The 24,572-nt window shown below is 43.2% G+C and carries 19 protein-coding genes; 6 read left to right on the top strand and 13 right to left on the bottom strand.

What is annotated here, in order from left to right:
• Positions 1-18: 18 nt before the first annotated feature.
• Together DBZ36_RS07620 and DBZ36_RS07625 are read right to left on the bottom strand one after the other, a co-directional pair.
• Positions 19-684, bottom strand: coding sequence for a glutathione S-transferase family protein (locus tag DBZ36_RS07620; RefSeq protein WP_120354305.1), 666 nt, complete (start codon positions 682-684; stop codon positions 19-21).
• An 18-nt stretch (positions 685-702) separates the two neighbouring features.
• Positions 703-1,602 (bottom strand): LysR family transcriptional regulator, encoded by a 900-nt coding sequence (locus DBZ36_RS07625; RefSeq protein ID WP_120354306.1) that lies wholly within the window; start codon positions 1,600-1,602, stop codon positions 703-705.
• 124 nt (positions 1,603-1,726) lie between these two features.
• Here DBZ36_RS07625 and DBZ36_RS07630 point away from each other — a divergent pair, with 124 nt between their 5' ends.
• Positions 1,727-2,707: an aldo/keto reductase gene (locus DBZ36_RS07630; RefSeq protein WP_120354307.1), complete on the top strand. Its 981-nt coding sequence runs from the start codon at positions 1,727-1,729 to the stop codon at positions 2,705-2,707.
• A 19-nt stretch (positions 2,708-2,726) separates the two neighbouring features.
• On the opposite strand, the gene DBZ36_RS07635 is transcribed toward DBZ36_RS07630, so the two are convergent.
• The 3 genes from DBZ36_RS07635 to DBZ36_RS07645 all read right to left on the bottom strand — a co-directional run bounded on the left by DBZ36_RS07635 (position 2,727) and on the right by DBZ36_RS07645 (position 6,191).
• Positions 2,727-4,694, bottom strand: a complete 1,968-nt coding sequence (locus DBZ36_RS07635) for a GGDEF domain-containing protein (RefSeq protein ID WP_120354308.1) — start codon at positions 4,692-4,694, stop codon at positions 2,727-2,729.
• A 94-nt stretch (positions 4,695-4,788) separates the two neighbouring features.
• The gene (locus DBZ36_RS07640) at positions 4,789-5,730 is read right to left on the bottom strand and encodes a LysR substrate-binding domain-containing protein (protein ID WP_120354309.1); all 942 of its coding nucleotides are present in this window, start codon (positions 5,728-5,730) and stop codon (positions 4,789-4,791) included.
• Positions 5,730-6,191, bottom strand: a complete 462-nt coding sequence (locus DBZ36_RS07645) for a GNAT family N-acetyltransferase (RefSeq protein WP_120354310.1) — start codon at positions 6,189-6,191, stop codon at positions 5,730-5,732. The genes DBZ36_RS07640 and DBZ36_RS07645 overlap by 1 nt, the downstream gene beginning before the upstream one ends.
• Before the next feature lie 208 nt (positions 6,192-6,399).
• On the opposite strand from DBZ36_RS07645, the gene DBZ36_RS07650 reads away from it, so the two are divergent.
• The 3 genes from DBZ36_RS07650 to DBZ36_RS07660 all read left to right on the top strand — a co-directional run bounded on the left by DBZ36_RS07650 (position 6,400) and on the right by DBZ36_RS07660 (position 10,507).
• Positions 6,400-8,478 (top strand): glycoside hydrolase family 52 protein, encoded by a 2,079-nt coding sequence (locus DBZ36_RS07650; RefSeq protein WP_120354311.1) that lies wholly within the window; start codon positions 6,400-6,402, stop codon positions 8,476-8,478.
• Positions 8,479-8,560: 82 nt separating this feature from the next.
• On the top strand, positions 8,561-9,637 hold the full coding sequence (locus DBZ36_RS07655; protein ID WP_158589045.1) for a LacI family DNA-binding transcriptional regulator: 1,077 nt from the start codon (positions 8,561-8,563) through the stop codon (positions 9,635-9,637).
• Between the two features lie 117 nt (positions 9,638-9,754).
• The gene (locus DBZ36_RS07660; protein ID WP_158589046.1) at positions 9,755-10,507 is read left to right on the top strand and encodes an SDR family NAD(P)-dependent oxidoreductase; all 753 of its coding nucleotides are present in this window, start codon (positions 9,755-9,757) and stop codon (positions 10,505-10,507) included.
• Between the two features lie 53 nt (positions 10,508-10,560).
• Here the strand turns inward: DBZ36_RS07660 and cynS are convergent, their stop codons facing one another.
• The 8 genes from cynS to DBZ36_RS07700 all read right to left on the bottom strand — a co-directional run bounded on the left by cynS (position 10,561) and on the right by DBZ36_RS07700 (position 21,854).
• A complete protein-coding gene (cynS, locus tag DBZ36_RS07665) occupies positions 10,561-11,001 on the bottom strand; it encodes a cyanase (protein ID WP_120354314.1) in 441 nt (146 codons plus the stop codon).
• A gap of 36 nt (positions 11,002-11,037) precedes the next feature.
• A complete protein-coding gene (locus DBZ36_RS07670; protein WP_233558102.1) occupies positions 11,038-12,771 on the bottom strand; it encodes a bifunctional protein-serine/threonine kinase/phosphatase in 1,734 nt (577 codons plus the stop codon).
• A 36-nt stretch (positions 12,772-12,807) separates the two neighbouring features.
• On the bottom strand, positions 12,808-13,650 hold the full coding sequence (locus DBZ36_RS07675; protein ID WP_120354315.1) for a formate/nitrite transporter family protein: 843 nt from the start codon (positions 13,648-13,650) through the stop codon (positions 12,808-12,810).
• Between the two features lie 502 nt (positions 13,651-14,152).
• The gene (locus tag DBZ36_RS07680; RefSeq protein WP_120354316.1) at positions 14,153-15,160 is read right to left on the bottom strand and encodes a LacI family DNA-binding transcriptional regulator; all 1,008 of its coding nucleotides are present in this window, start codon (positions 15,158-15,160) and stop codon (positions 14,153-14,155) included.
• A 233-nt stretch (positions 15,161-15,393) separates the two neighbouring features.
• A complete protein-coding gene (locus tag DBZ36_RS07685; protein WP_120354317.1) occupies positions 15,394-16,395 on the bottom strand; it encodes an ABC transporter permease in 1,002 nt (333 codons plus the stop codon).
• A 14-nt stretch (positions 16,396-16,409) separates the two neighbouring features.
• Positions 16,410-17,960, bottom strand: a complete 1,551-nt coding sequence (locus tag DBZ36_RS07690) for a sugar ABC transporter ATP-binding protein (RefSeq protein ID WP_120354318.1) — start codon at positions 17,958-17,960, stop codon at positions 16,410-16,412.
• An 89-nt stretch (positions 17,961-18,049) separates the two neighbouring features.
• Positions 18,050-18,976: a sugar ABC transporter substrate-binding protein gene (locus tag DBZ36_RS07695; RefSeq protein ID WP_120354319.1), complete on the bottom strand. Its 927-nt coding sequence runs from the start codon at positions 18,974-18,976 to the stop codon at positions 18,050-18,052.
• Positions 18,977-19,652: 676 nt separating this feature from the next.
• Positions 19,653-21,854 (bottom strand): endo-1,4-beta-xylanase, encoded by a 2,202-nt coding sequence (locus DBZ36_RS07700; RefSeq protein WP_120354320.1) that lies wholly within the window; start codon positions 21,852-21,854, stop codon positions 19,653-19,655.
• A gap of 287 nt (positions 21,855-22,141) precedes the next feature.
• On the opposite strand from DBZ36_RS07700, the gene DBZ36_RS07705 reads away from it, so the two are divergent.
• Positions 22,142-23,230, top strand: coding sequence for an ABC transporter ATP-binding protein (locus DBZ36_RS07705; RefSeq protein WP_120354321.1), 1,089 nt, complete (start codon positions 22,142-22,144; stop codon positions 23,228-23,230).
• Positions 23,231-23,294: 64 nt separating this feature from the next.
• Positions 23,295-24,551, top strand: coding sequence for an ABC transporter substrate-binding protein (locus DBZ36_RS07710; RefSeq protein WP_120354322.1), 1,257 nt, complete (start codon positions 23,295-23,297; stop codon positions 24,549-24,551).
• Positions 24,552-24,572: the final 21 nt, after the last annotated feature.

Here is a 24,572-nt window from a genome sequence, read left to right on the forward strand (position 1 = left end):
CACCTTATACAAGGTAACTCAACGCGTTACCATGTTTTGATTCTTTTGAGCTTTCTCAGCATCATTTTTAAAACCAGACTCAGGCTTCAACAATCCTTGAATAAAAGCTGGCCGCTTAGCTAACTCTTCGATCCAGCGCTGTAAATGGTCAAGTCCTTCAAGTGAGATACCACTCCATTCGTACTTACTTACCCAGGGCCAGGTTGCAATATCAGCTATCGAAAAATCACCAGCGATGTATGGGTGTTTACCAAGTTGGGTGTTTAGTACTTCATACAAACGACGCCCCTCGCTTTGATAGCGTTGGATAGCAGCTGGAATTTTTTCTGGGAAATAGCGATAGAAAACATGTGCCTGTCCAACCATTGGCCCAACCCCGCCCATTTGAAACATAAGCCACTGCAACACTTGCGAGCGCTGCTTTGGCTCTGTTGGCAAAAACAAGCCGGACTTTTCAGCAAGATAAATAAGTATTGCGCCGGACTCAAATACGCAAAAATCATCGTTGCTGCGATCGATAATCGCTGGTATTCGGCCATTTGGATTGATGGTTAAAAACCATTCTTGCTTTTGCTCATTGCTGGTCAAATCGATAGCTTTGAGTTGATAATTGAGGCCCATTTCTTCAAGAGCAATAGACACCTTGTAGCCATTTGGAGTCGCTGCGCTAAACAAATCTATCATGCTAAACACCTATAGAAATTAGTTAAGTATTCTGTTCTCTTCGATTTTGCTCGCAAAAAACTCTTTAACAAACCCAGTAAACACTTTAATTTTTGCCGACGGGTATATTAACTGCGGCTGCAACATATAAACGCTTGGGCCAGGCAACACTTCATGATTAAGAACTTCTTGTAAGCGGCCTTGTTGGAGTTCGTTGCCTACAAAGTAACGCGCAATACGCAACACCCCTTGTCCGTCTAAGGTTAGCATTTTCAATTGTGCGTTATCATTGACCATCATCCAAGGCTTGAACTCAACATGACCACTTAACATCGGCCAGCTGCTTTGCTGCAAATTGCTAATGCATTGATGTTGTTTGAGGTCCGCTGCAGATTTCGGTACGCCACAGCGTTCTAGATATTCAGGGCTAGCCACGAAACAATGGTCGTAATCAAACAAACGTGTAGCGATTAATGTTTCGGGTGGATTAATCGTTGCCCTAAACGCCAAATCCAATTCGTTTTGATTTAGATTGTAACTCGTTTCACTGCTATCAATACTAAACGAAATCAGCGGATATTGAGTTCTAAATTCGCAGCACAATGGCATTAAATAGTGCTGACAAAACATCCGCGGCGCAGTGATGCGTATAGGACCACTAATAGTGTCTTGCTGATCGCCTAAGTTACGCTCTAAGCTTAGTAAAGAAGCCCTGATTTCAAGACCTTGGCTGAGCGCTTTTCGGCCTTGCTCGGTTAAACGCACACTTCTAGTACTGCGGATCAAAAGTGGACAATTAAACTCTAGTTCTAAGCGACGTACTTGTTCGGACAAATATGCTTTACTCACCCCTAACTCTGCAGCAGCTTTGGTGAAACTTAAGTGCTCAGCGACTGCAATAAAGAGCAGTAAACTTTCCATTTTTTTATGCGATAACATTGTTCACTACATGCCGAATATAGTTTTCATTGTTCAGTATAGTAAACAATGTTTTCATCAAACCCCAATATTATTGACTAGGGAAACTGATAGAATTCATTATCAGTATTATTTAGGAATACGCATGCCAACATCAACAACAGTTTTACCCATTCACAGTAGCCTTCCAAAAGCATCTCAAATTGCTTTTGGTTGCATGGGTTTGGGAGGCTCGTGGGATAATAGCCCGATAGATAATGGCCTCATTAATCACGCGGAAGCGGCAGTGCATAGCGCGGTAGAAAATGGTATTAACTTTTTTGACCACGCCGATATTTATACCATGGGTAAAGCTGAGTTGTGCTTTGGTGAAGTACTAAAGCGGCAGCCGCAATTACGCTCAAATATCTACATTCAGTCAAAGTGTGGGATCCGTTTCGAAGATGCGACCGCGCCTGGCCGCTATGATTTTTCTGCGCAATGGCTGGAAACAAGTGTAGATGGCATATTGCAGCGTCTTGGGATTGAGTATTTGGACGTGCTGGCACTGCACCGCCCTGATCCATTGATGGAACTCGATGAGCTTGCCACGACTCTTAGGGCGCTCAAAGCTGCTGGTAAGTACAATCATTTAGGTGTGTCAAATATGAACGCGCATCAAATACAGTATTTGCAATCAGCACTAGACATGCCTCTGATTGTCAATCAAGTAGAGCTCAGTTTGGTGCGGCGGGAGCACTTCGAATTTGGGGTTGCACCATGTATTGACCCGCAAATTGATGCAAGCTTTGCGGGTACGCTGCAACACTGTCAAACTAAGGGCATACAACTACAAAGCTGGGGGAGCTTAGCCCAGGGATTGTATTGTGGGCGCGGAGACAATAGCGAACACGCCAATATACGCGAAACTTCGCAACTCGTGGCAACACTCGCTGGTGAATATCAAGTGACTAAAGAAGCCATCGTCCTTGCTTGGCTTCTGCGTCACAGTGCAAATATCCAAGCAATTATCGGTACCGCCAACCCGGATCGTATTAAAGCGTGCGCTCAAGCAACTCAGGTAAAACTAAGTCGCGAACACTGGTATCAACTCTTGGTCAGTGCCCGTGGCCAAGCACTTCCATAAACCCAAGACTTACATTGCACTAAATCACCAGTCGATAGGGTTGTTCTGTCGACGCGGTGTTAGCAACCATCGGATTTAGGGTAACAATACCATCGCAGTCGTCACGACAGACTTGATTGCGACCTTGGTGTTTAGCCTGATACAACAAGCTATCAACACGTTGGAAAGCATCGGCATTAGTCGTTGGCGAATAGAAGGTCGATAAGCCAGCGCTAAAACTATAACTTAGTGGTAAATGGTTGGTTTTCGATATATCACGATACAAGCGTTGAATAAGTATTTCCGCTTGCTCAGCAGTTGTTTGCGGTAGAATGAGCACAAACTCCTCTCCTCCGTAGCGAGCGACAAAATCACTATCGCGTTTATTGTCTTGCAGACAAGCGGAGAAATGACGCAACACCTCATCTCCGACATCGTGACCATATTTATCGTTAACTTGTTTAAAGAAATCAAGGTCAATGAGTAATAGGCTAAAGTACATGTTGGGGTGGCGCTGAGCTTTAGCCATCGCTCGACTCAGTTCATCTTGATAGGCGCGATAGTTTGATAGTCCCGTTAACTCGTCACGGTAACTCATTTGCGTTAGTTTAGTTTCGAGTAGCTTGCGCTGACTAATATCTTCCATCGAAAACACTAATCCCATCACTGACCCGTTGTTTTTACTGACCCGATTAATTTTAAGTTGAACCCAATGTGCCGTATCTCCTTCGCTTGTTAACTCAATATCTTTTACTACATTTTGCCAATCTCTGCATGCACCCGCATAATTATTCGCTAGTTGCGGGTGACCAATTGCTTTCGATAGCTCTTGTAGGGTCTTGGGTTGAGGACTCAAAGCATCTAGTTCGACTAGAAGTTGGGTTAAGGCTGCGTTTTTGAAAATCAGCTTGCCATTCACATCTAAAATTGCGGTTGACGAAAGATTAGCTAATGATGCCTTAAAAAAACTTTGGTCTCGCGCAGCGTTATATCGAATCAAATATATAGACCAAATTAATAAACTAACCAGCATTATCAGTAAGAAATGAGGTGCACTTACGCTATCAATACTACTGAACACAGTTGGGGTCGCTAATTCAGTCGGAATAGCAAAGCTAGTTTTTAGCCAAATCTCGCTTGGATTGGACTGGTCAAAATTCAGTTGTATGTGTCGATAGCTTTCTAGCAAGTTATCGCTCTGCCGAGAGAACGCCTCGTTGTTTTGAATATGCTGCCACAACGCCGGAGATTGCTCGCGAACATTATCAGCAGACATTTGGCCCTTAGCACTGCTAAACAAGCGATGATTCAATTCGCTATAAACATAATCACCCTGTGGATTTATCACTTCAACTTGGGTCATCGCCCCATCAATGACAATGCTTTTTATCGTCGCGTACAAAGCGTCAGTGTCTAAGCTGACAACAAGATACCCTCGTTTACTACCATCAATGAAAACGGGTGAGATTAGTCGCATCGCTTGTTGTGAAAGCGGTAAGTCGTGAGCCTTAGCTTGCTCATCGGTAAAACTATAAAAACCAACTTGACCTTCAGTCAGCTTATGGGCAAGTTCCAAGTATTCAGCTCGGATTGGATTTTGATTTTGCCCTGCTGCAATGGCAGTGGTTGATTGATTCTGCACATCGTAATTTATTTGGAGATGACTACCTCCAGTCAAACTATAGTAGCGAATTTTGGTTAATGATTGCTTTAGTTGCATCGTACGTGCAATACCTGCTTCGGCTTTTTTTCGTGATTCTGCGCTCGGTTGCAAGATAAAACCCTCTAACATATCACTGACACTTAGCAGTCGCGTGATGATGCGTAAGGAGCGCATTTTTTCATGTAAGGAGGATTCAAAATCGCCGAGATCAAGCTCCATCATCGATTGCTGACTGGTGAGACTTTCTAATGATTTTTGTTGCTGTAACCAGTGTGCACCTGCAATGTAGCTGACGCAAACGACGACAAATATAATCAACAGTTTAGATAGTTTGTTTGATTCCAACACCAGCCCCAAAACTTAATTGCGATGGTGTGTAGTATACGAAATGAGCAGTTTTGGTTAAGATCCCTGAGGTTAATTCATCTTTAACCTTAGGTTAAGCTTCGCTAATGTTAAAGGCCTGCCTAGATGCATTTCGAAGTTGCTCGAGTAACCACATCTGAGATCCATTTCGCTCACCTTGAGCGTGCCATTGCATGTAAAGATGAACTTGAGGTAGGTTAAAATCCAAGTCCAACACTTTTAGTGGGCTTGTGGTTTTGTAGTTTCGGATTGACCATTCAGGTAGCAAACCTACCAACTCCGAATGACTTAAAGTTTGCACTAAACTAAATAGTGAACCGGTGCGATAGCTAATATTTCGTTCAATACCAAAACCTCTAAACAGCATTCGCGCGTAGGGCTCAAATCCTTTGTTATTAAACGCTACATGACGCTCCGCATTGAACTGTTCCAGCGAAACCGGCCGCTTCATTCGAGGATGGCTTTGAGCACAGACCAATTTGTATTCAGAAAGGCAGACGAGTTCGCTGCGTATCGATGGATCGCTACTGGCCTCAATATCAAACATTACATTCGCTTTATGCTGGCGAAGATGCTGTGAAAGCTCTTGATTCATCAATTTACTTTCTTGCCACTCGAAACTAACTTTTGGGGCTTCTCGCTGACTTTGAACAATTAACTGCGGCGCTAACACAGATTCAACCATTTTAGGTGCACAAATGACAAACTGCTGCTCTGATTGACGACAGTCAAAATCAGTCTTTGCCATGAGTTCGCCGCTAAGTCGCTCCAACATTGGACGCACAACATCCGATAGTTCAAGCGCATATACCGTTGGTTCAATGCCTCGACCGACTCGAATAAATAGGGGATCGTCAAATGCGCTGCGCAAGCGGTCCATATTTTTACTGACACTAGCAACCGAAACATCTAGCGTTTCTGCTGCTTTCGAATAACTGCTTTTGCGCATGACCGTTTCAAAAACAATCAGTAAATTAAGATTAAAGTCATGAAGAATTTTGGAGTCAATTGGCACTATAGTTTACGCTCCATCGCAAAACTATCTTCGAGGTCTTTATCAAAACAAACACTGCTGGTTTGAACTAAATAAAAGCCTTGTCCTTCAAAAAACGCTTTAGCATGCTGACTTACGCGCATATGCAGACAATTAATTTTACGATGCTGAGCAACCCCAAGTAGTCGTCTAAGTAGCCGTTTAGCTATGCCATTGTCACCAATTTGTAGGCAGAAAAAGTGTTCTATGCTTCCGTCAGGATTTAAATCAGCAAAACCAACAATTTGCCCGTCTAAAGTAGCAACATAAGGTTTTACTTGAGCTAAGGTTTGTTGCCAACGTTCTGGATGAAACAGTTCGACATTCCATGGTTCTACTTGCAGCGGTTGTTTACTTTTTCCTGAATTTGTATCCATGGTTTCAAAAAATAAACTCCAAAGCTCTTGCTCGTCCCCATTTTGATATGCGCGAATTCGGATCATAGTTAATCACTCGTTTTAAAGGCTACGACTACTTTAGAAAGCATAGACCTTGGGTGCAAGACTTGTTTTAATTCTAAGCTAATTCTTAAAAACGTGAAGAAGCTCAATGTTAACGCTAACACTTAGTGATTCAATTACTAAATAGGCGTTTAAATTAACTACTAATGGTAATTAGACCAATTAATGTTACCGCTAATATGGAGAAATCATGTCACAGCATTCAAACTACTTCCATGCCCACCACTCCCCTATGGGGGCTCTTGCAAGTTTTACTTTGGGAGCCCAAGGTGAACAAGGCGGCTTAGGTCTAGAATTAGGCACTCCCTATCCTGGTAACGTTCACATTGGTTATCAAGATGATCATGGTACGATTCATCAGCTGCCTTTCTTTAAAGGCGCTTGTAGTCAAAGCGAACGCTATGTTCAAGATGCTGGAGCTAATAGCAGCCAAGAACATATTCTAGAGCTGAGTCAGCGTGAACTTAAATGGTCAAGTGATCGGTTTGTGGCTCAAAATCTAGAGCTTAAAATACTATCACCATTCTTTAGTATTCCAGAGCCCGAAATAGCCAATGATGGTGAATTAAAAAACGCATGCCGCCCTGCTGTATACGCGCAACTCACTGTAAATAACCCCAGCGACCATGAATGGGTCGGTTTTTTTGCTCTTCAGGGAGAGGACTTACGCTGGAATGCAATTCAACAACCAGGACAAATGGTTGGGGTTAGCGCTAAAGATGAACTAGGACTTGCAAGTAACAGTAACAATGTGAGTAGTTTTAGTCACTTCTCAATCGCAAGTTCTTTATCCGGCCTAGGTGATACTGAGAATTTTGGTCTTGGTCCCTGCGCTGGTCTCAAATTCACAATTCCTGCCGGCCAAAGTAAAACAATAGATATTGTTTTAGGCGTTTATAAAGAGGGAAATGCAACCTTCAATCGTAAAATGCAGTATTACTATACCACTCACTTCGCCAATCTAAATTCAGTCTTGATTGATGCCATAGAAAATTTTGACACTGCACTGGCAGTCACTCGCAGCAAAGATCTCGAGCTTGAGCAAAGCAATTTAAGTCCTGACCAACAGTTTTTGGTTGCCCACGCAACGCATAGTTATTACGGTTCGACTCAATGGTTAGTTGAAGCTGGTAAGTCGGTATGGGTGGTCAATGAAGGTGAATACCTGATGATGAACACCTTGGATTTAACTGTCGACATGTTATTTTTTGAGCTTAAGCTAAACCCCTGGACAGTTAAAAACACCTTAGAGCACTTTGTAAATCATTATCGCTACTACGACAAAATATTTTCTCCAGAAGAACCTGAGCAATTACTTGAAGGAGGCGTAAGCTTCACCCACGACATGGGGGTTAGCAATAATTGGAGTTCAAACGGCGTAAGTTCATATGAAATTTCTGGATTAGATCGCATTTGTTTTAGCCACATGACCTATGAGCAACTCACAAATTGGGTCCTTTGCTGTGGTGTATATGGTCACAAAACTCAAGATTACAATTTTTTAAAACGTCATCAGGGAGTACTCAAAGATTGCCTGCAATCTCTTTTGAATCGCGATCATCCAGTAGCAGATAAGCGTAACGGGATCATGAGTTTTGAATCGTCTAGAACCCAAGGTGGTGGCGAGATAACCACCTACGATTCACTAGATCATAGCCTCGGACAAGCCCGCGCGAACATCTATTTGGCTGGCAAAGCCTGGGCCTCTTACTTGGCCTTAGAGCAAATTTTTACCAAACTTGGCGATAATATAAGTTCGGTTCAAGCTAAGAACGCAGCTCTAATGTCTAGTGAGCTACTAAGTAACAGTTTTGATGAAACCTTAGGTTTTATCCCTGCAGTTTTAGAAAATGGAAATCAAAGCGCAATTATTCCGGCCGTTGAAGCCCTTGTGTATCCTTATGAAATGGGCTTATTCGACGCCGTAGATGAAAAAGGTCCATATGGTGCGTATGTCAGCACCCTAAAACGTCATCTGCAGTCTGTACTCGATTCAGGTATTTGTTTATATCCAGATGGTGCTTGGAAGCTCAGCTCAACCGCTGATAATTCTTGGGCTAGTAAGATATTTTTGAATCAGTATGTTGCCCGTCAAATATTAGGGCTAGATCTAAGCAACAACAGTCAACTGGCTGATAACGCACACGTAAGGTGGCAGCAAATTGGTGCAGCTGCCAGCGCTTGTTGTGACCAGTTTAGCTCGGGTAAGCCTATAGGCAGCCTCTATTATCCGCGCTGCGTTAGTAACATCTTGTGGATGCAGGAATAACTCTTCGGTAGAATCAGTGAGCTGCGGATTTAAGGTCTAAATTCGCGGCTCTTTTTAGCATTCAACAGATGAGGGAATTTACTTGAATTCAGGTCATAGCGTTACTTTGAAAGATGTTGCTACTCGGGCGGGAGTTTCACACCAAACCGTAGCTCGCGTTGTTAACAATGCAGGGAAAGTAGCCGCTGAAACTCGAGTTAAAGTAGAAAAAGCGATCGCTGAGCTTAACTATGTACCCAATCGTTTAGCACAACAGCTAGCGGGTAAAAAGATACTAAGTATTGGCTTTGCTTCCATTGATATTTCCTTACATACTATATCGGCGATCATGGCCGGCATTAAAGACCAAGCACAGCAGCATGGCTATAGTCTAGCCGTATCGGTAATGGACGGAACCGATCACCAAAGCTGCGTGCGCGCTGTTAACGAGTTGGTCGAACAGCGGGTAGACGGTATTATCATCAATTCTTTAGCTACCCACATGAGCACAGAGGAATTTAAACAGCTAAACTTGTCAATCCCGTGTGTATTCTTAGATGCAGATCCCAACCTTAATGCCAGTCAGATTAATCATGATCAAAGCCAAGGCGCGTACTTAGCTGCAAAGCACCTATTAGATTTGGGTCATAGAGATATCGCAATTATAAATGGGCCTGATCAAATCCGTGTTTGTGAGCTTCGTTTACATGGTTGGAGACAAGCGCTAACCGAAGCGAATATTGAACCAACAATGGTTCTCAACGGTGCTTGGGATGCTCAAAGCGGGTATGACTGCGCGTCACGTTTGTTATCTCAAGGGAACTCACTAAGCGCAATATTGGTTGGCAACGACCAAATGAGTCTTGGTGTACTGCGTGCTATATCAGACCGAGGGCTGCAAGTACCGCACGATATCTCGGTAGTCGGTTTTGATAATCAAGATGACTGTGCTTTTTACCACCCTCCTTTAACAACGATTACTCAAGATTCTGGTGAACTGGGTCGGCAAAGCGTTCGCTTATTGCTTAATCAAATCAGCGAACCAAGCTTAGATCAACATCAAAAGCTTGCCAACAGTATTGTGGTTCGAGGCTCCACCAAAGCCTTGGGTGAAGAAAATGGTAACAAACAGTTGATCGAAAGCTTAATGCGTCAGCTTAATTTGGCCTTACAACGTTAAATCGTTTGGTATAAACCTAAATTGATAGCAACAGCGTTTGTCGGCTGCGCGCTATGATCTTTATGGCTTGTTACGCCGTTAGTAATCGAAAGCAATCCGATAACAACAAGGCTAACCTTGCGATCTGTACAAGCATTTCATCGTCAACAACACGTAAAACATTATGTAGTTGTTGGGGGCAGCAGCACCATAGCCCAAGCAATTATCAGTGAATTAATTGAGCAAGACTCTTCGATAAAAGTCATCGTAATATCGCGCTCAAGTTGTCCCGATAAATTAAACATAGCTCAAGTTCACTGGACCCAATCCCAATACGATGAACAATCTCTTAGCCAGTGGATAAAGGATTACCGCGACCAAAACATCGTCGGCGTATTCATTTGTAATGGTCAGTTGCAATCGACAACCAAGCGTGCCGAAAAATCATTAAGCGAGTTTAATTGTGATAGTTTTTTGCAAAGCATGACAATTAATTGTGCTATTCCTCTACTTGCGCTACAACAGGTCATTCTACAAATTTCTCCCCAACAAAGGACCACAATCGTGGTGTTCAACGCTAGAGTGGGCAGTATTTCCGATAATAACTTAGGTGGCTGGTATAGCTATCGAGCAGCCAAGGCGGCGCTGAACATGGCCTTAAAAACTGCAGCGATTGAATTTGCTAGAACCCATAAACATCTAAGCTTAATTAGTTTTCATCCCGGAACTATCGACTCTCCTCTGAGTCGTCCTTATCAAAGCCGACTAAAGAAGGGTCAATTACGCTTGGCCAGTGATCTTGCAAAACAATTGTTGTTAATCGTGAAACTAAGTCCAGCCAATGGTGAGCTCAGTTTTATCGATTGGCGCGGGGATACCATTGGATGGTGAGCAAACCCAATGGATTCCAAATTTAGCGGTCTCAACTAGACGAGCGTCAGTGATTACCATTTTTTATACGGTAAAAACTTGCCGTCAAAGGTAACTTTTACCCTATCTCCTTTTGGGTCTTCAACTTTGTCGATTGCCATTGTGAAATCAATTGCGCTCATGATGCCATCGCCAAACTTTTCATGGATGATGGCTTTCATGGGATAGCCATAAACCTGCATAATTTCGTAAAAGCGATAAATCAAGGGATCGGTAGGTACACTTGGGCCAAGACCCTTAGATTGGCTTTGGCACAATGACGGGAACAAGTCCAAGCTCAACCCCAATACGCCCAAGACATGCTTAGCTTCGGTTTCATTGGCACTGGCCTGGCCGTAGCAAAGCGCAGCTATCCAAATCTCATCTCGCCCAATAGCTTCTCCAATTTGAGCGAAACTGAGTTTGCTGCGATATTTCGCATCTAGTAGCTTTTGGCTAATTTCATTGATGGTCATTCCGATATCCTTATCTAAGTTTAAAAAAAAATTAGTTTAATTAGTCAGTAAATACACAAGCGCTAGGGCTAAACCTAAGCTGGTACATTTCCAGAACAACAGCGGATTGCGCTCCATAATCGGCAAATGTTTACGTTTCAGAAAGTCTTCGCTGGGTTGGCGAAGTTCAAGCAGAAACTCTGATATCTCTTGATAACGATGGTTAGGTTTCGGATGCAAGGCTTTGCGCAGGGTTTCGTCAACCCAGATAGGAATTTCTCGTTCGTCATCAAGTACCGATACATACGCCAGTTTGTTTTGCGCTGCACGGGTACGGCTTTTTGGGACTTGTGCACCATATGGCAGACGCGCACTCAACATTTGATAGCAAATAACTGCCAAGGAGAATAGATCCGCATTTACTCCACCGGGTTCCCCGAGAAAATACTCAGGCGCCGTATACTGAACACTGCCGTTTATTTGATTTGCGCATGTAGAATTCATAGCATCACTGACGCCTGATACATATGCAGCGCCCAGATCGATTATTTTTACTCGCCCGTCTTTATCAATAATAATGTTCTCAGGCCGAAGATCTTGATGCAGTATTTGAGATCTGTGCAAGGACTGCAGCCCCCAAGCAACTTGCTCAATAATGTCACGAACTTGCTCAAGCTTAGGCTCAGGGTGATCGCGCATCCACTGCGCTAAACTCTGACCCGTTACATATTCCAACACCACGTAAAGATAGTTACGTTGGTGATTTAAACTAGGAGCACTCTGCACATATTTATTACTGACTTTGCGCGCAAGCCACTCTTCAAGTACCAAACGCTCTAGATGTTCAGGGTCATTTTCTTGCTCTATAGATGGTGCTTTTAGCACCAAAAGGGGACTTTTCTCATCGTCGGCTAACTGTGTCAAGTAAACATGACTTCGAGCACTGCTATACAGTTTCTTGATAATTTTATAGCCGTCAAATTCGCAAGGTGTTTCTAGCACCGGGGGAATTTCTAGCTGATTAAGATCGTCTATAAACCGACGTGCAGCACTAGCAGGAACAGACTTAACTTTGATGATCTGCAAGCTCAAATTGTCATCGCTACCGTTATCAACGGCCAAATTAACCAAAGTTTGGGCAAGTTGCTCGATGTCTTTAGTTGTGTTTTCTAAGGTTTGGATATGTTGCGCTAGATCCAGAAACTCATATACGCCGTCGGTGGCAAGAACAAAGGTATCACCGACTTCAATTGCACAACTATCGCTGTCTATCGTGAGCTGTAAGTCACAACCCATTGCACGGCTAAGATAGCTTTGTTCGGAAGACTCCCATACTCGGTGATCATGGGTTAATTGTTCAATGGCGCCAGCGCGAATCCGATAAATGCGCGAATCACCAACGTGGAACCAATAGGCAGAGCGTTCATGAAGTACCAAGCCACTAAAAGTACAAACGTAACCCCGATCACTTTGATAACGACCCGGCCCTTCTTGAGAGCGAGCGTATAGGCGAGCATTAACCGCTTGTAAGGCACTTTTAGCAGAACTTTGAATACTTGAGCTTGGAGAAGTGGCGTAATAGTCGTCGAAAAAATCCTCGACACAACATTGGCTTGCAATAGCGGAATACTCACTACTACTCACGCCATCTGCAATAGCCCAGCTTAACCCCTTAATACTGGCAGCCAAGGGTTTAGGCCGATAACAATCAACATAATCTTGATTACTTGCTTTACGACCGGCCACGCTATAGTGACCTGAAACAACTTTAAGTTGCGTTTCTATCGGCATAATGACAAAGCCCACGCTACACGTGGGCTATCAACCTTAGGCCGTTTTAGCGTTAATTGGGGCCGAAGTTTTAGCAACGCGCTTCGGCGCAGTGCGTACATGCGTGGTATAAAGCGTTAAGCCAGTAAATGCCAAACCACCCACTAAGTTACCTAATACGGTTGGAATTTCGTTCCAAACGAGGTAATCCATAACTGAAAAGTCACCACCCATGATCATGCCTGATGGGAACAAGAACATGTTTACAACAGAGTGCTCAAATGCCATATAGAAGAACAACATAATAGGCATCCACATTGCGATAACTTTGCCACTTACATTGGTTGAAATCATTGCTCCAACAACACCCATGGAAACCATCCAGTTACACAACACGCCACGGAAAAAGATTGTCATCCAACCTGCAAATCCATACTCCGCATAGCCCAAGGTACGCGCTTCACCTACCCCTGCTATTTTCTGGCCAACAGCACCCGGTTCAATCGAGAAGCCGTAGGTAAATACAAAGGCCATAATAAACGCAACCGTTAGTGCGCCGGCAAAGTTACCTACAAATACTAATCCCCAATTACGCAATACGCCATTAACCGTTACCCCAGGGCGTTTATCTAGTAAGGCTAAAGGTGCCAATACAAAAACCCCAGTTAGCAAATCAAATCCCATCAGGTACAACATGCAAAAACCAACCGGGAATAAAATTGAACCGGCTAAAAACGACCCCGTTTGCACAGAAACGGTAATCGCAAATACTGCAGCTAAGGCTAAGATAGCGCCAGCCATAAATGCACGAATTAAGGTGTCTCGAGTGGACATAAATATTTTGGATTCACCGGCGTCAACCATCTTTGTAACAAACTCTGCGGGGGCTAAATATGACATAGCAACACTTCCTTATGTTTAAAACTCAACGCTTTATATGCGCTGAAAAAGTAGACCTACATCACACTTTGCAACTGGCGTTCCATAAATTTCACATTTACCTACAAAGAGGTGTGTTTTTTTAACAATTATTGTTTAAATAGTCTATTTTGCGGTGTTATTAACCATTTTTTTCTACAAAAGGGTGCAGAATTTACGCTATCAATGTGTTGAACTGCTCCTGAACAGTGCTAACACGCACCATAGTGGACACGGTTCTCAAATTAAGAGAGTGATTTTTAGCGCGCTTTGATGTTACAGAGGAGAAATTGCTGATGCTAAGCTTAAACTAAGTGTTGTTTACTTAGAATCGATAAGGTCTGCCATTGACAAAAGGCTAAGGCTCAATCAATAGACAAACACTACTAACCAAGGTTTACAGTTCAGAGCTCAGTTTCAGGTTTTGGTCAAATCAATAAGAAACTGTAATTACAAAATCGCAATTCACAACTGGAAATTATGCTTAGGCTTTGAATTCGCATGTCGACTGCCGAACCACTAAGTTAGGCTCGATCATAACCACTGTTTCGGTTTCAGATGAACCCAAGATTCTCTTGATAAGTGTTTTGACCGCCAGCTCAGCCAACTCAGAAATATGTTGATTCACTGTAGTTAACGGGGGATTGAAATACTCTGAAAGCGAAATATTATCGTAACCCACTATCGATAAATCTTCAGGGATACGTAACCCCATTTGAGACGCAACACTAATTGCTGCCATCGCCATGACATCATTAGCCACAAATACAGCTGACGGAGGTTCACGAAGGCTCAACAGTTTTTTAATCGCCGCGGCCCCGCCTTCACATTCAAGGTCGGATTCGATAACCAAATCGCGATTTATGGGTAAGCTTGCATCGCGTAAAGCCTGACAATAGCCATCGAAACGTTGCTTTGCCGGTAGTTTGTTTTCAGGTCCTCCAATGTGGGCAATTCGAGTATGACCTAAGTTAATTAGATGCTCAGTGGCAATGAGTCCACCTCGGTAAGAATGGTCTTGAATTTTATCAATGTACTTAACCGTAGGGCCTGAATCGAGAACCACCATTGGTAACTTTTTCTGTCCTGCAATTGTTGAAAATGTGACATCGTCATAAGTGGTGCACAGAACAAGTATTCCGTCTACTTGCCTCTGACTGAGAACCTGAATGTATGATTTAGTTTTTATTGGATTTTTTTCGGTGTTACAGAGAATTAAGTCATAGCCTATTTCATGGCAATATTTTTGTGCTGCACTTATTATTTCGGCGTAAAAGGGATTGTCTGTTGAGGTTACTATCATGCCTAAACTTTTGGTCGTTTTGACCTTTAAGCTTCTGGCAACAACACTTGGTTGGTAGTGAAGAGCTTCCGCAGCTTCTTTGACTTTACGCTGAGTTTCACTGGAAACAAAACGCGTATTATTGAGAACATGCGAAACCGTAGATTTTGATACTCCAGCTAGTTTTGCTACGTCAAGGATTGCTGCCACTCTAATTCCCTTTGTTATCGTTAACTTTCAAACCAATAAAGCATTATCAGCTTGTATTTAGCTATATCAATCAGAACAAAGTCAGCCCGATTCTGATTCATTGACCCCAACTCTACACCATGACTTAAAGCGTAAAATTCAGTTAATGCTAACACGAACTAGGGTGGTGTTTGAAACGAAGCAAAATTATAAGGCAAGCTGCTTCAACTTGCCGCATTAACGTTATACAAAAACTAAGACCCCGTCGTCATCTTCTCTCGATAGTGATCTAAGACGACGGCAACAATGATGACCACCCCTGTTATCATCTGTCGCATGAAGTCATTTAGGCCTAATAAAATTAGACCATTGGCTAGGACACCAATGATAAATGCGCCCAGTAAGGTTCCATAAACACTGCCCCGTCCGCCCATAAGGCTAGTACCCCCGATTATAACTGCAGCGATTGCATTAAGTTCGAAACCAATACCCGCAATTGGGCTTGAAATGTTAAGCCTTGCCATATATACAATGCCCGCAATACCAGCCATTAAACCACAAATGGTATACGCCATAACTTTGTACCAAAATACCGGATGACCCGCTAAGCGAACAGCTTCCTCATTGTTTCCAATTCCATATATCATTCTGCCAAAAACTGTTTTGTGGAGAACAAACCCAGCAATACCGACCAGTAGCAGAGCCACCAAGAACACCACTGGAATACCAAATAGTGAGGCGGAACCAAAATCATTGAATTGTTCAGGGAATGAATAAATAGTCTGGGCTTCAGAAATATGTAGGGCTCCTCCTCGAGCAATATTCAGCATACCAAGCGTGATTATAAATGAAGGCAAGCCCCAATAAGCACTGATCAAACCATTTAAAAGGCCACACAAGGTTCCTGCAAGCAAGGACGCAATAACTGCCAGAAAAATTGCAGTATTAGCATCTAGCCCTTCGATGGTTATAACTTTTCCTGCAACTACGCATGCAAATGCTAAAACCGACCCGACAGAAAGGTCGATTCCGGCAATAAGAATCACAAAGGTAAGACCTACAGCTAAGATTAGATTGATTGTAATTTGAGTAAGAATGTTGGTTATATTATTGGGCGCTAAAAAGTGTTCGGTCGTTATCGAAAAGATTAAAATTAACACTAACAGCGCTATTCCAATCCCTGCATCACGAACTATCGCTTTCAATGACATTTTCTTGTGTTGGGCTGGCATATCAATTTTCATTTCACTTTGCATTTGTTGTCGCCTTATCACATATTCTTGTATGCTAATTGGAGTATTTCTTCTTGGCTAAAGCTTTGCTGCTCAAGCTCACCAGTCACTTGATGGTTAGATAAAACAAGGATGCGGTCGCAAAGTGTCATTAATTCCGGAAGTTCTGAGGACACAACAATTAGCGCCATACCATCAAGAGCTAAACTACGTAAAATCGAATAAATTTCGGCCTTTGCACCGACGTCAACACCTCGTGTAGGCTCGTCTAACATGAGCAACTTGGGGTTTGTCGAGAGCCATTTTGCTAGGACTACCTTTTGTTGGTTTCCCCCCGACAAACTTGCAACATTGTCTTTAAGTTTTCCAAATCTCAATCCAAGTTTTTTGGCAAAATCAGCGGCCAACTGATTTTCTTTTTCAAAATCCATTAGACCCGCATTAGAAACCTGAGAAATACTTGCCAATGAGCTATTAGTCGCTATTGACATATCCAAAATCAAACCTTCGTCTTTGCGGTCTTCGGTTACGAAGGCGAGCCTTGCATTGACCGCATCGCGGGGGTTTTTGAACTCAACCGGAAGGCCATCAATAAGTACCTGTCCACTGATTTTCTCTTGAAGAGCAAAAATGGTGCGTAAAATCTCCGTACGCCCCGCCCCGACTAGTCCAGCGATTCCTACGATCTCACCTTTGCGCACACAGAAGTTAATGCCTTCGGCATTTGGGGATTGAGGAATGACTAGATTTTTTACTTCGAGGGCAATTGACCCAAAATGCTTTTGATTGGATTGTTGGGCCATTACTTGCTCTAGGGCTTTACCTACCATCAAACTCACGACATCTTGGGGATTGGTGTCCTTAATCTCTTTAGTGGTGATTGTTTTTCCATTTCTAAAAATAGTAACGCGGTCACATATATTAAAAACTTCATTAAGATGGTGTGAAATAAAGACAACAGTGACCCCACTGTGCTTAATTTTTTCTAGAATGGTGAAGAGTTTCTCAACTTCTCGCTGTGTCAATGTTGCGGTCGGTTCGTCGAGAATTAAAATGTCGCTTTTGAATTCTAAAGCTCTGGCTATCTCAACAAGTTGGCGATGTGCAATGCCTAGTTCACTAATTTTTGTGGTCACCTCAATATCGCCAAGACCTACGGTATCCATTGCCAGACGGGCACGTTGATGCATCTTTTTTTTGTCCAAGGTCCCCAGTTTGGTTTTTGGAAGGGACTCAAAACAAATATTCTCTGCAATACTTAGATAGGTCAGTAAATTAAACTCTTGATGGACAACTTGAATGCCAGATTGTTTAGCCGATTTAGGTGAGTTTGGCTTGTAAATGTTGTCTTTCAAGATAATGTCACCATCATCGTAATGGTAAACACCAGTGAGAATTTTGGTAAGCGTTGATTTTCCAGCTCCATTTTCTCCGACCAAGGCATGGGTCTCCCCTTTAACAAGATCGAAATTGACACCCTGAAGGGCTTTTACCCCACCAAAGTTTTTACAAAGGTTTTTAACACTAAGAATTCTTGAGTCATTATTTTCTTTGCTTGTAGCTAATGTTTCTATAGATGCTGCCAACATAACTAACCCTTAAAACATCTTAATTGCTTACATTCTGTCCTTGCGACTTACACAGCTCAATCGATCCCATGCAAGTCGCTAATGTTCTGCTATTTACTTGCTTCAACAAGTTTTATATCAGTTTTAATCCAACCGCTAAGCTCGGGCCCGCCACGGTGAACGGCTAGTCCTTTCTCAATAGCATTTGCTGCCATATCTCTACCAAACTGGTCAACGGTTGCAAGTAGGCGTCCGTCGGCAAGCATTGGGCCAACCGCGGGAATGTTATCAAAAGCCACAACTTGAATATCCTTCGCTCGACCAGCGGCTTCTAAGGCTTTAATAACGCCAATTGCCATTGAATCATTGGCTGCCATAACACCTTGAATATCAGGATTTGCAGTCAACATATTAGAAAATACAGAGTTTGCTTCTTCTGTTTCCCAATGTGCTGTGCTGCTAGCGAGAAGCTCTAGGTCATGTTCTTCAATTGCATCCATAAACCCTTTTTTACGCTCAATCGCATTGTCAGCACCTGGGTTACCTTCAATAATGACTACTTTGCCACCTGCTCCCAGTTTGTTAGCTAAAGCTACCCCTGCCAATTTTGCTCCACTGCGATTGTCGGGTCCCACAAACGCCAATTCTAAGTTTTGCTTTTTCTTTGCGTCTGCATCTAAAGACACATCAAAGTTAATAACAACGATACCGGCTTCGATTGCTTTTTTAAGAGGACGAATCATCGCGCGAGAATCAGCAGGTGCAACTACAATAATATCGACCTCTTGCGTGATAAAGTTTTCTACCGCGTTTATTTGAGATTGAAAGTCGGTTTCATTTTGCATGCCGACAGCTTTCAGAACGTAGTCGCCTCTGCTTTTCTCATGCTCTTTAGTCCCTTCGAGCATATCCCTAAAAAACTCATTCGCCAGAGACTTCATTATCAAGCCTACAACTGGTTTTTCTTCCGCATATGCAACACCAGAACACAGCGATGCTATTAACATTAACGAGCCTATATTTTTTAACATTGTCATAATAAATATCCATTTCATTTTAGCGTTATCAGGGTACGTTTATTTTAAAGTTCATGCTTTCTGACGACATCTTACTCAGAAAACCGGTTGCGCGACCGGTTTCCTACATTAAACTTCGACAAGTCACTGTCAACACACTTTGCTTTTCGCTATATATTTTTGTGATGTAAACGACGAATTTATTGCGTATTTGTTAACTTCCACCTAAATACTGTGAGTAAGAACAAGGCATAAATTTCTTTTACGCTTCATAAATCCTGTTCGGAAATTTTCTTAATCTTAAACTCAAGTTTGTTGATAAATGGCTTTACCAAAGAATCCTTTGGGCTGTTGTAGAAGTACCTATAAGGGGATTTTTTCGGTCGACAACGACGCTAGTAAGCTTTAGCCCATGGAGGGCATAATTGGCTGACGTGGGCTCGGGGCTAGCATTTTGGATACAAGCTAACGTTAACTTGTGAAGCTCAAGAGATTGAAACTTGATTATCTCAATCTAGATTGATGACTTGATTAACGTTAATGGAGTTATTTTACGATTGATCATTTAAATGAATTTCTCATCTCATGACCCGTTTGAAATTCTGTACTGCTTTAACTAAGCAGGCTATGACCTTGAACCACCCTATAACAACGAACAGTAGATGCAGCTCAAGGCACATGTGTTCTTCAAACAGCTTTACATGAGACTTAATAAACTCAAGTTATCGGTAATCAAGCTTTGTGCTTCTCCTGTTACCGGCGATAAACGCCAATTCTTATGCCGTAATTCAATATTCCATGGGATTTGTGAAGGCAGTGTCTCGTTGTCAGCCAGTACTAGTTGAGCTTCCAAGCGACTCGCGTCGTCGCTCCATTGCCCTTTTAACCAACGCCCGTGCCCTAACTCTATTTCCAAAACCTGATCTGAAAAGGCGAGCTCCCGACTCTGAACCTGATTGCCGTCAGACCATGCTAAAACAATGGTGCTGTCTTTTAAGTACAGTGATGGGTCGAGCTTTTCTTGAAGTACGCTTAGGAACAGTCGATTGTCTTTGTGAGCTAGCTGCCATCTAGCCCTGAGGTCAACCGCGTTTAAGCTTTGATCGTATCGATGACTAAGGTTAAATCCTAAGGGATATAAATTAGCTTCGCGCCACAAACTGCGTTTATGTTTGTCGATAGAGGGGCTCTGTGTCAGTTCTGATGCGATAAAAGTCATCGGTCTAGCATTTATCGTTGATGACAATTCACGGTTTTGCGCAGGAAAATACAACTCAGCAAAACCTTCGCCTTGCCAGCCCATGTTTTTCCCAGGTACTGGATACAACTGCAAGTGCCGCGAACCACCAGCTTGGTCTAAATCAGATAATGCGATACTAAAGCCAATATTTTCGCCGGCAAGTTCTTCAAGATCTTGAACCACAATTTCAAATTCAAACACACGATTGTCATCAAACCATTGTCCATGAGCGCGTCCAGGAAACGCATGTTTAGCGAAGTCTTGTTCGAGCAAGGCACGCAATTGATAAAACTGCTGCTTCAGTTGCACAAATACTTCTATCTGGTCATTTTCATGCATATCACTGCGTGCTCGGCTGAAATCTAAATCATCACGGCGTTCTACCCGCCCATAAATACGGTTACCAAAGTAACTAATCGCCCAGCGACCGGACAGGTCGTCATCCAAGCCTGGGACCTGTTTCACTCCCCCTAGTTGATTGTAGGCAAAAGGATAAAAACGGGCATTGCCCCACTTTTCCAACTTGCCATCAAGCTGCATTTCACTGCTTAAACGATTAGCAACAAAAGGATGAAAATATCGAGGAGCATTTGCATCGGTCTGAGTTTCACGAAAGCTGAATTGACCATTCACAAAAGAGTCTAACTGCTCTGCAATAGCATCGAAAGCCGGCTTGGATTGAAAGTTTTCATCTAAAATTAACGCTCGCCCCTGTCCCTTAAACCAACTTGGGATCCATGAGTACTTGTCGCTCACACCCCACATTGTCATGACGTCTATATTGTCATAGTGCAGTGCGAACTCGATCAATTCTTGATAAATCTCAGCCTGTTTGTCTAAGGCGCTTACCCCGGCTGAATCAGCGATTCGCACATCAACTTCGGTAAAGTGAAACGTTAATCCTAGCTCTCTAAAACGCTCAATGTTTTTAGCCATCGGCCCACGACTAAGCGGGTAACGACCATCAAAGTGAGCTTGAGTACCGACACCATGAATAGGAACACCTTGGTCTAATAGTTCATTAACAAGCCGATATACAGCGTTCGCTTTCGGGCTCATCCCCTCTGTTGAATAATCGTTGTAGAACAATAATGCCTCAGGATCAGCAGCGTGAGCGTATTGGAAAGCTTTACTTATATAATCAGGCCCAATGACTTGATACCAAATCGTATCTCTATAGCCGCCTTGGTCATCAAAAGCTTCATTCACAACATCCCAATACTTAATCTTTCCCTTGTATCGTCCCACTACCGAGTGAATATGTTGCTCTAAAGCTAACAAAAGTGAATCCCGAGTCCACTGCGCATCCAATAACCATTCAGGGTTCTGGATATGCCAAACCAATGTATGGCCTCGCAGTTCCATTTGATTAGCTTGGGCAAATTCAACTATTTTATCCGGGCCCGAAAAATCGAAACGATCAGGTTCAGGGTGCACGCTTTCCCATTTCAATTCGTTTTCAAAACTCAATTGTCCAAAGTGTTGCTGCAAGCTGCTAGCAAATTGAGCATCTTCCAAATGCTTTGATTCCAACGCAGCTCCAAGCAAGACCCGAGTGTCGGCTTCATATTGTCGCAAGTGTGGTAGCTCTTGAGCTGAGATTGATCCACTAAAGCCAATCGCAAAAAAAACGCCAATAAGTTTCCTATAAATAACCATCACAATTCCTTTCTCAAAACGGGTTAAAACGCGCTGTTAACGATAACATTTGCATGGTGTTTTTCGTTCACACCTAACCGTATCTATTGTGGTTAAATACTATCCTTGAAATTGCTTGCTAGCTTTTACGTTTTATAACAACCCTTTTAACAATGCTGTTTTAAGTGTAATTTTTTGAGATCCCTATCATATCTTTACGTCTAAACATTTGTGAGAACAAAAAATAAAGCATAGCGTAACGGCAAATGTTAACGGTAACCACACCCAAGTAACTCGCGGAGGACTGCATGGCGCAAGTCACGTTTAAGAACCTACAAAAACGCTATGGTCAAACAGAAGTAGTTAAATCGTTTGATCTAGAAATTAAAGATGGGGAATTCGTTGTTCTCTTAGGGCCATCTGGTTGTGGGAAGTCAACCACATTGCGAATGCTCGCCGGCCTTGAAGAGATATCAGGTGGCGAAATATACATTGGTGACACGCTCGTAAATGACCTTCACCCCATCGAACGTAACATCGCTATGGTATTCCAAAGCTATGCTTTGTACCCCCATATGACCGTACGTGAAAACATTGCTTTTAGTCTGAAAATTGGCCGGGTTGATAAGGCTCTTATTGAAGAACGCGTTAAATACGCATCCGATATGTTAGAACTAACACCGCTACTTGATCGTAAGCCTAAAGCCCTCTCTGGTGGGCAACGTCAACGCGTAGCGATGGGCAGAGCCATGGTTCGTACGCCTGAAGTCTTTCTATTTGATGAACCTCTATCCAATCTTGACGCTAAGTTACGCGGTCAAATGCGCGCTGAAATAAAAGCCCTGCATCAAAAGCTGGGGACCACCACTATTTACGTCACCCACGACCAAGTTGAAGCAATGACACTAGCGGACCGAATTGTCATCCTTAACGGTGGGATCATTGAGCAAATAGGTACGCCTAAGCAAATTTTCGAAAAACCCAACAATCGTTTTGTAGCCAGCTTTATTGGCAGTCCTGAGATGAACCAGCTTAGTGCTGAGCTTACTTCTAGTCAGCAAATTGCACTTGGCAACCAGTCTATTTCTACCAAAGCTCAATTCAGCTGCAGTGAAACACATTGCAACTTTGGTATTCGGCCCAGTGACCTTCATCTTCAAGAAAGCAGTGTCGATGCACCGACGGTCCATTCTCTTGAAGCTCTGCTCAATAGCCAAGAGCTGCTCGGTTCAACCTACCATTTACATTGCACCATAGGGGACGATCGCTTTGTCGCCGAAGTTGCTACTTCTGAGCATTTAAACACCAAGGAAGGCGAAACCCTTCGTCTCTACTTTGATGAAGACCGCATGCACCTTTTTGACCATCAAGACAAGGTCATTCTCGCGCAGGCATAAGTACCAAAATAATGATTAGTCAGGGATTAACCCGATAGAAAGTACACCTACTAGGAGCAATTGAATGCAAACTCGTAAACTTACATTGATAGCTGGTGCCACCATGATGGCGCTATCAGCAAACACCGCTTGGGCTGAGAAGATAACCCTTACCGTCGCGTCATTTCCAAGCTTTGATGCGGCTGTAACAGCGGCAATTCCCCTGTACAAAAAGATTAATCCAGACGTCGAAATCAAGTTGGTTTCATTGGCTTACAATGACCATCACAACGCGATGACGACGGCACTTGCAACCAACTCCAACCTTCCCGATGTGATGGGTGTTGAGGCCGACTACATGGGTCGCTTTGCAAACTCTTCAGGGCTCTATGACTTGCGCCAGGCACCATTTAACTCAGGTGAGATAGAAGCCAAATTTTCTCCATTTGCGGTACCGCTTGCTGCTGGTGAAAAAGGACAACTGTCAGGTATGCCCGCTGATATCGGTCCAGGAGCCATGTTTTACCGCAGCGACATCATGGAAAAAGCCGGTGTAAGTGTAGAAGACTTAACCAAAGACTGGGACTCCTTTATTGAAGCAGGGGTAAAGGTTCGCGAAGTGACCGGCCAGTACATGATGTCTAATGTTCAAAATATTGTAGACATTGTTATTCGTTCCGGCATTGAAGACGGCGGTGGCGTCTACTTTGACGCTGAGGGCGAAATTTTAGTTGAAAGCGAGCGTTTTCAAGAAGCCTTCCGCCTAGCAAAAAAAGCTCGAGAAGCAGGACTTGATGGAAAAATTGCAGCATGGAGCAACGAATGGTCTGAAGGGCTTCGCCGTGGCGATATAGCAGTTGAGTTTATGGGCGCATGGCTAGGTGGCCATTTAGCCAACTGGATTGCTCCTGATAGCGCAGGTGATTGGGCAACAGCAAATCTACCCAACGATTCTTGGGCCAGCTGGGGTGGTTCTTACTACGCTATTCCAAAGTCGACCGAACACCAAGCAGAGGCTTGGGAGTTCATTACCTTTATGACGACCAATAAAGAAATGCAGTTACTTGCATTTGAAGAAATTGATGCTTTTCCAGCGTTGATTGAAGCGCAAGATGGGCCTTTCTTTGACCAACCTTTGCCTTACTTAGGAGGGCAAAAAGCACGTCTTCAATACAAAGAAGCTGCCGCTCAAATTCCAGCAATATCCGTGAATAAACTTGACCCCGTGGCCAAGCAAGTGATTGCAGATGCGCTCGAATCAGTACTTGAACGTGATGTTGCTGTGGATAAAGCGTTGGCGGATGCCGCCAAATTGCTTAAACGCCGTGCTCGTCGCAAGTAGAAGTATAAGTAAATGGTAGGT

Origin of the sequence: Alginatibacterium sediminis (genome assembly GCF_003610775.1) — a bacterium.
In the GTDB taxonomy this organism is placed as follows: domain Bacteria; phylum Pseudomonadota; class Gammaproteobacteria; order Enterobacterales; family Celerinatantimonadaceae; genus Alginatibacterium; species Alginatibacterium sediminis.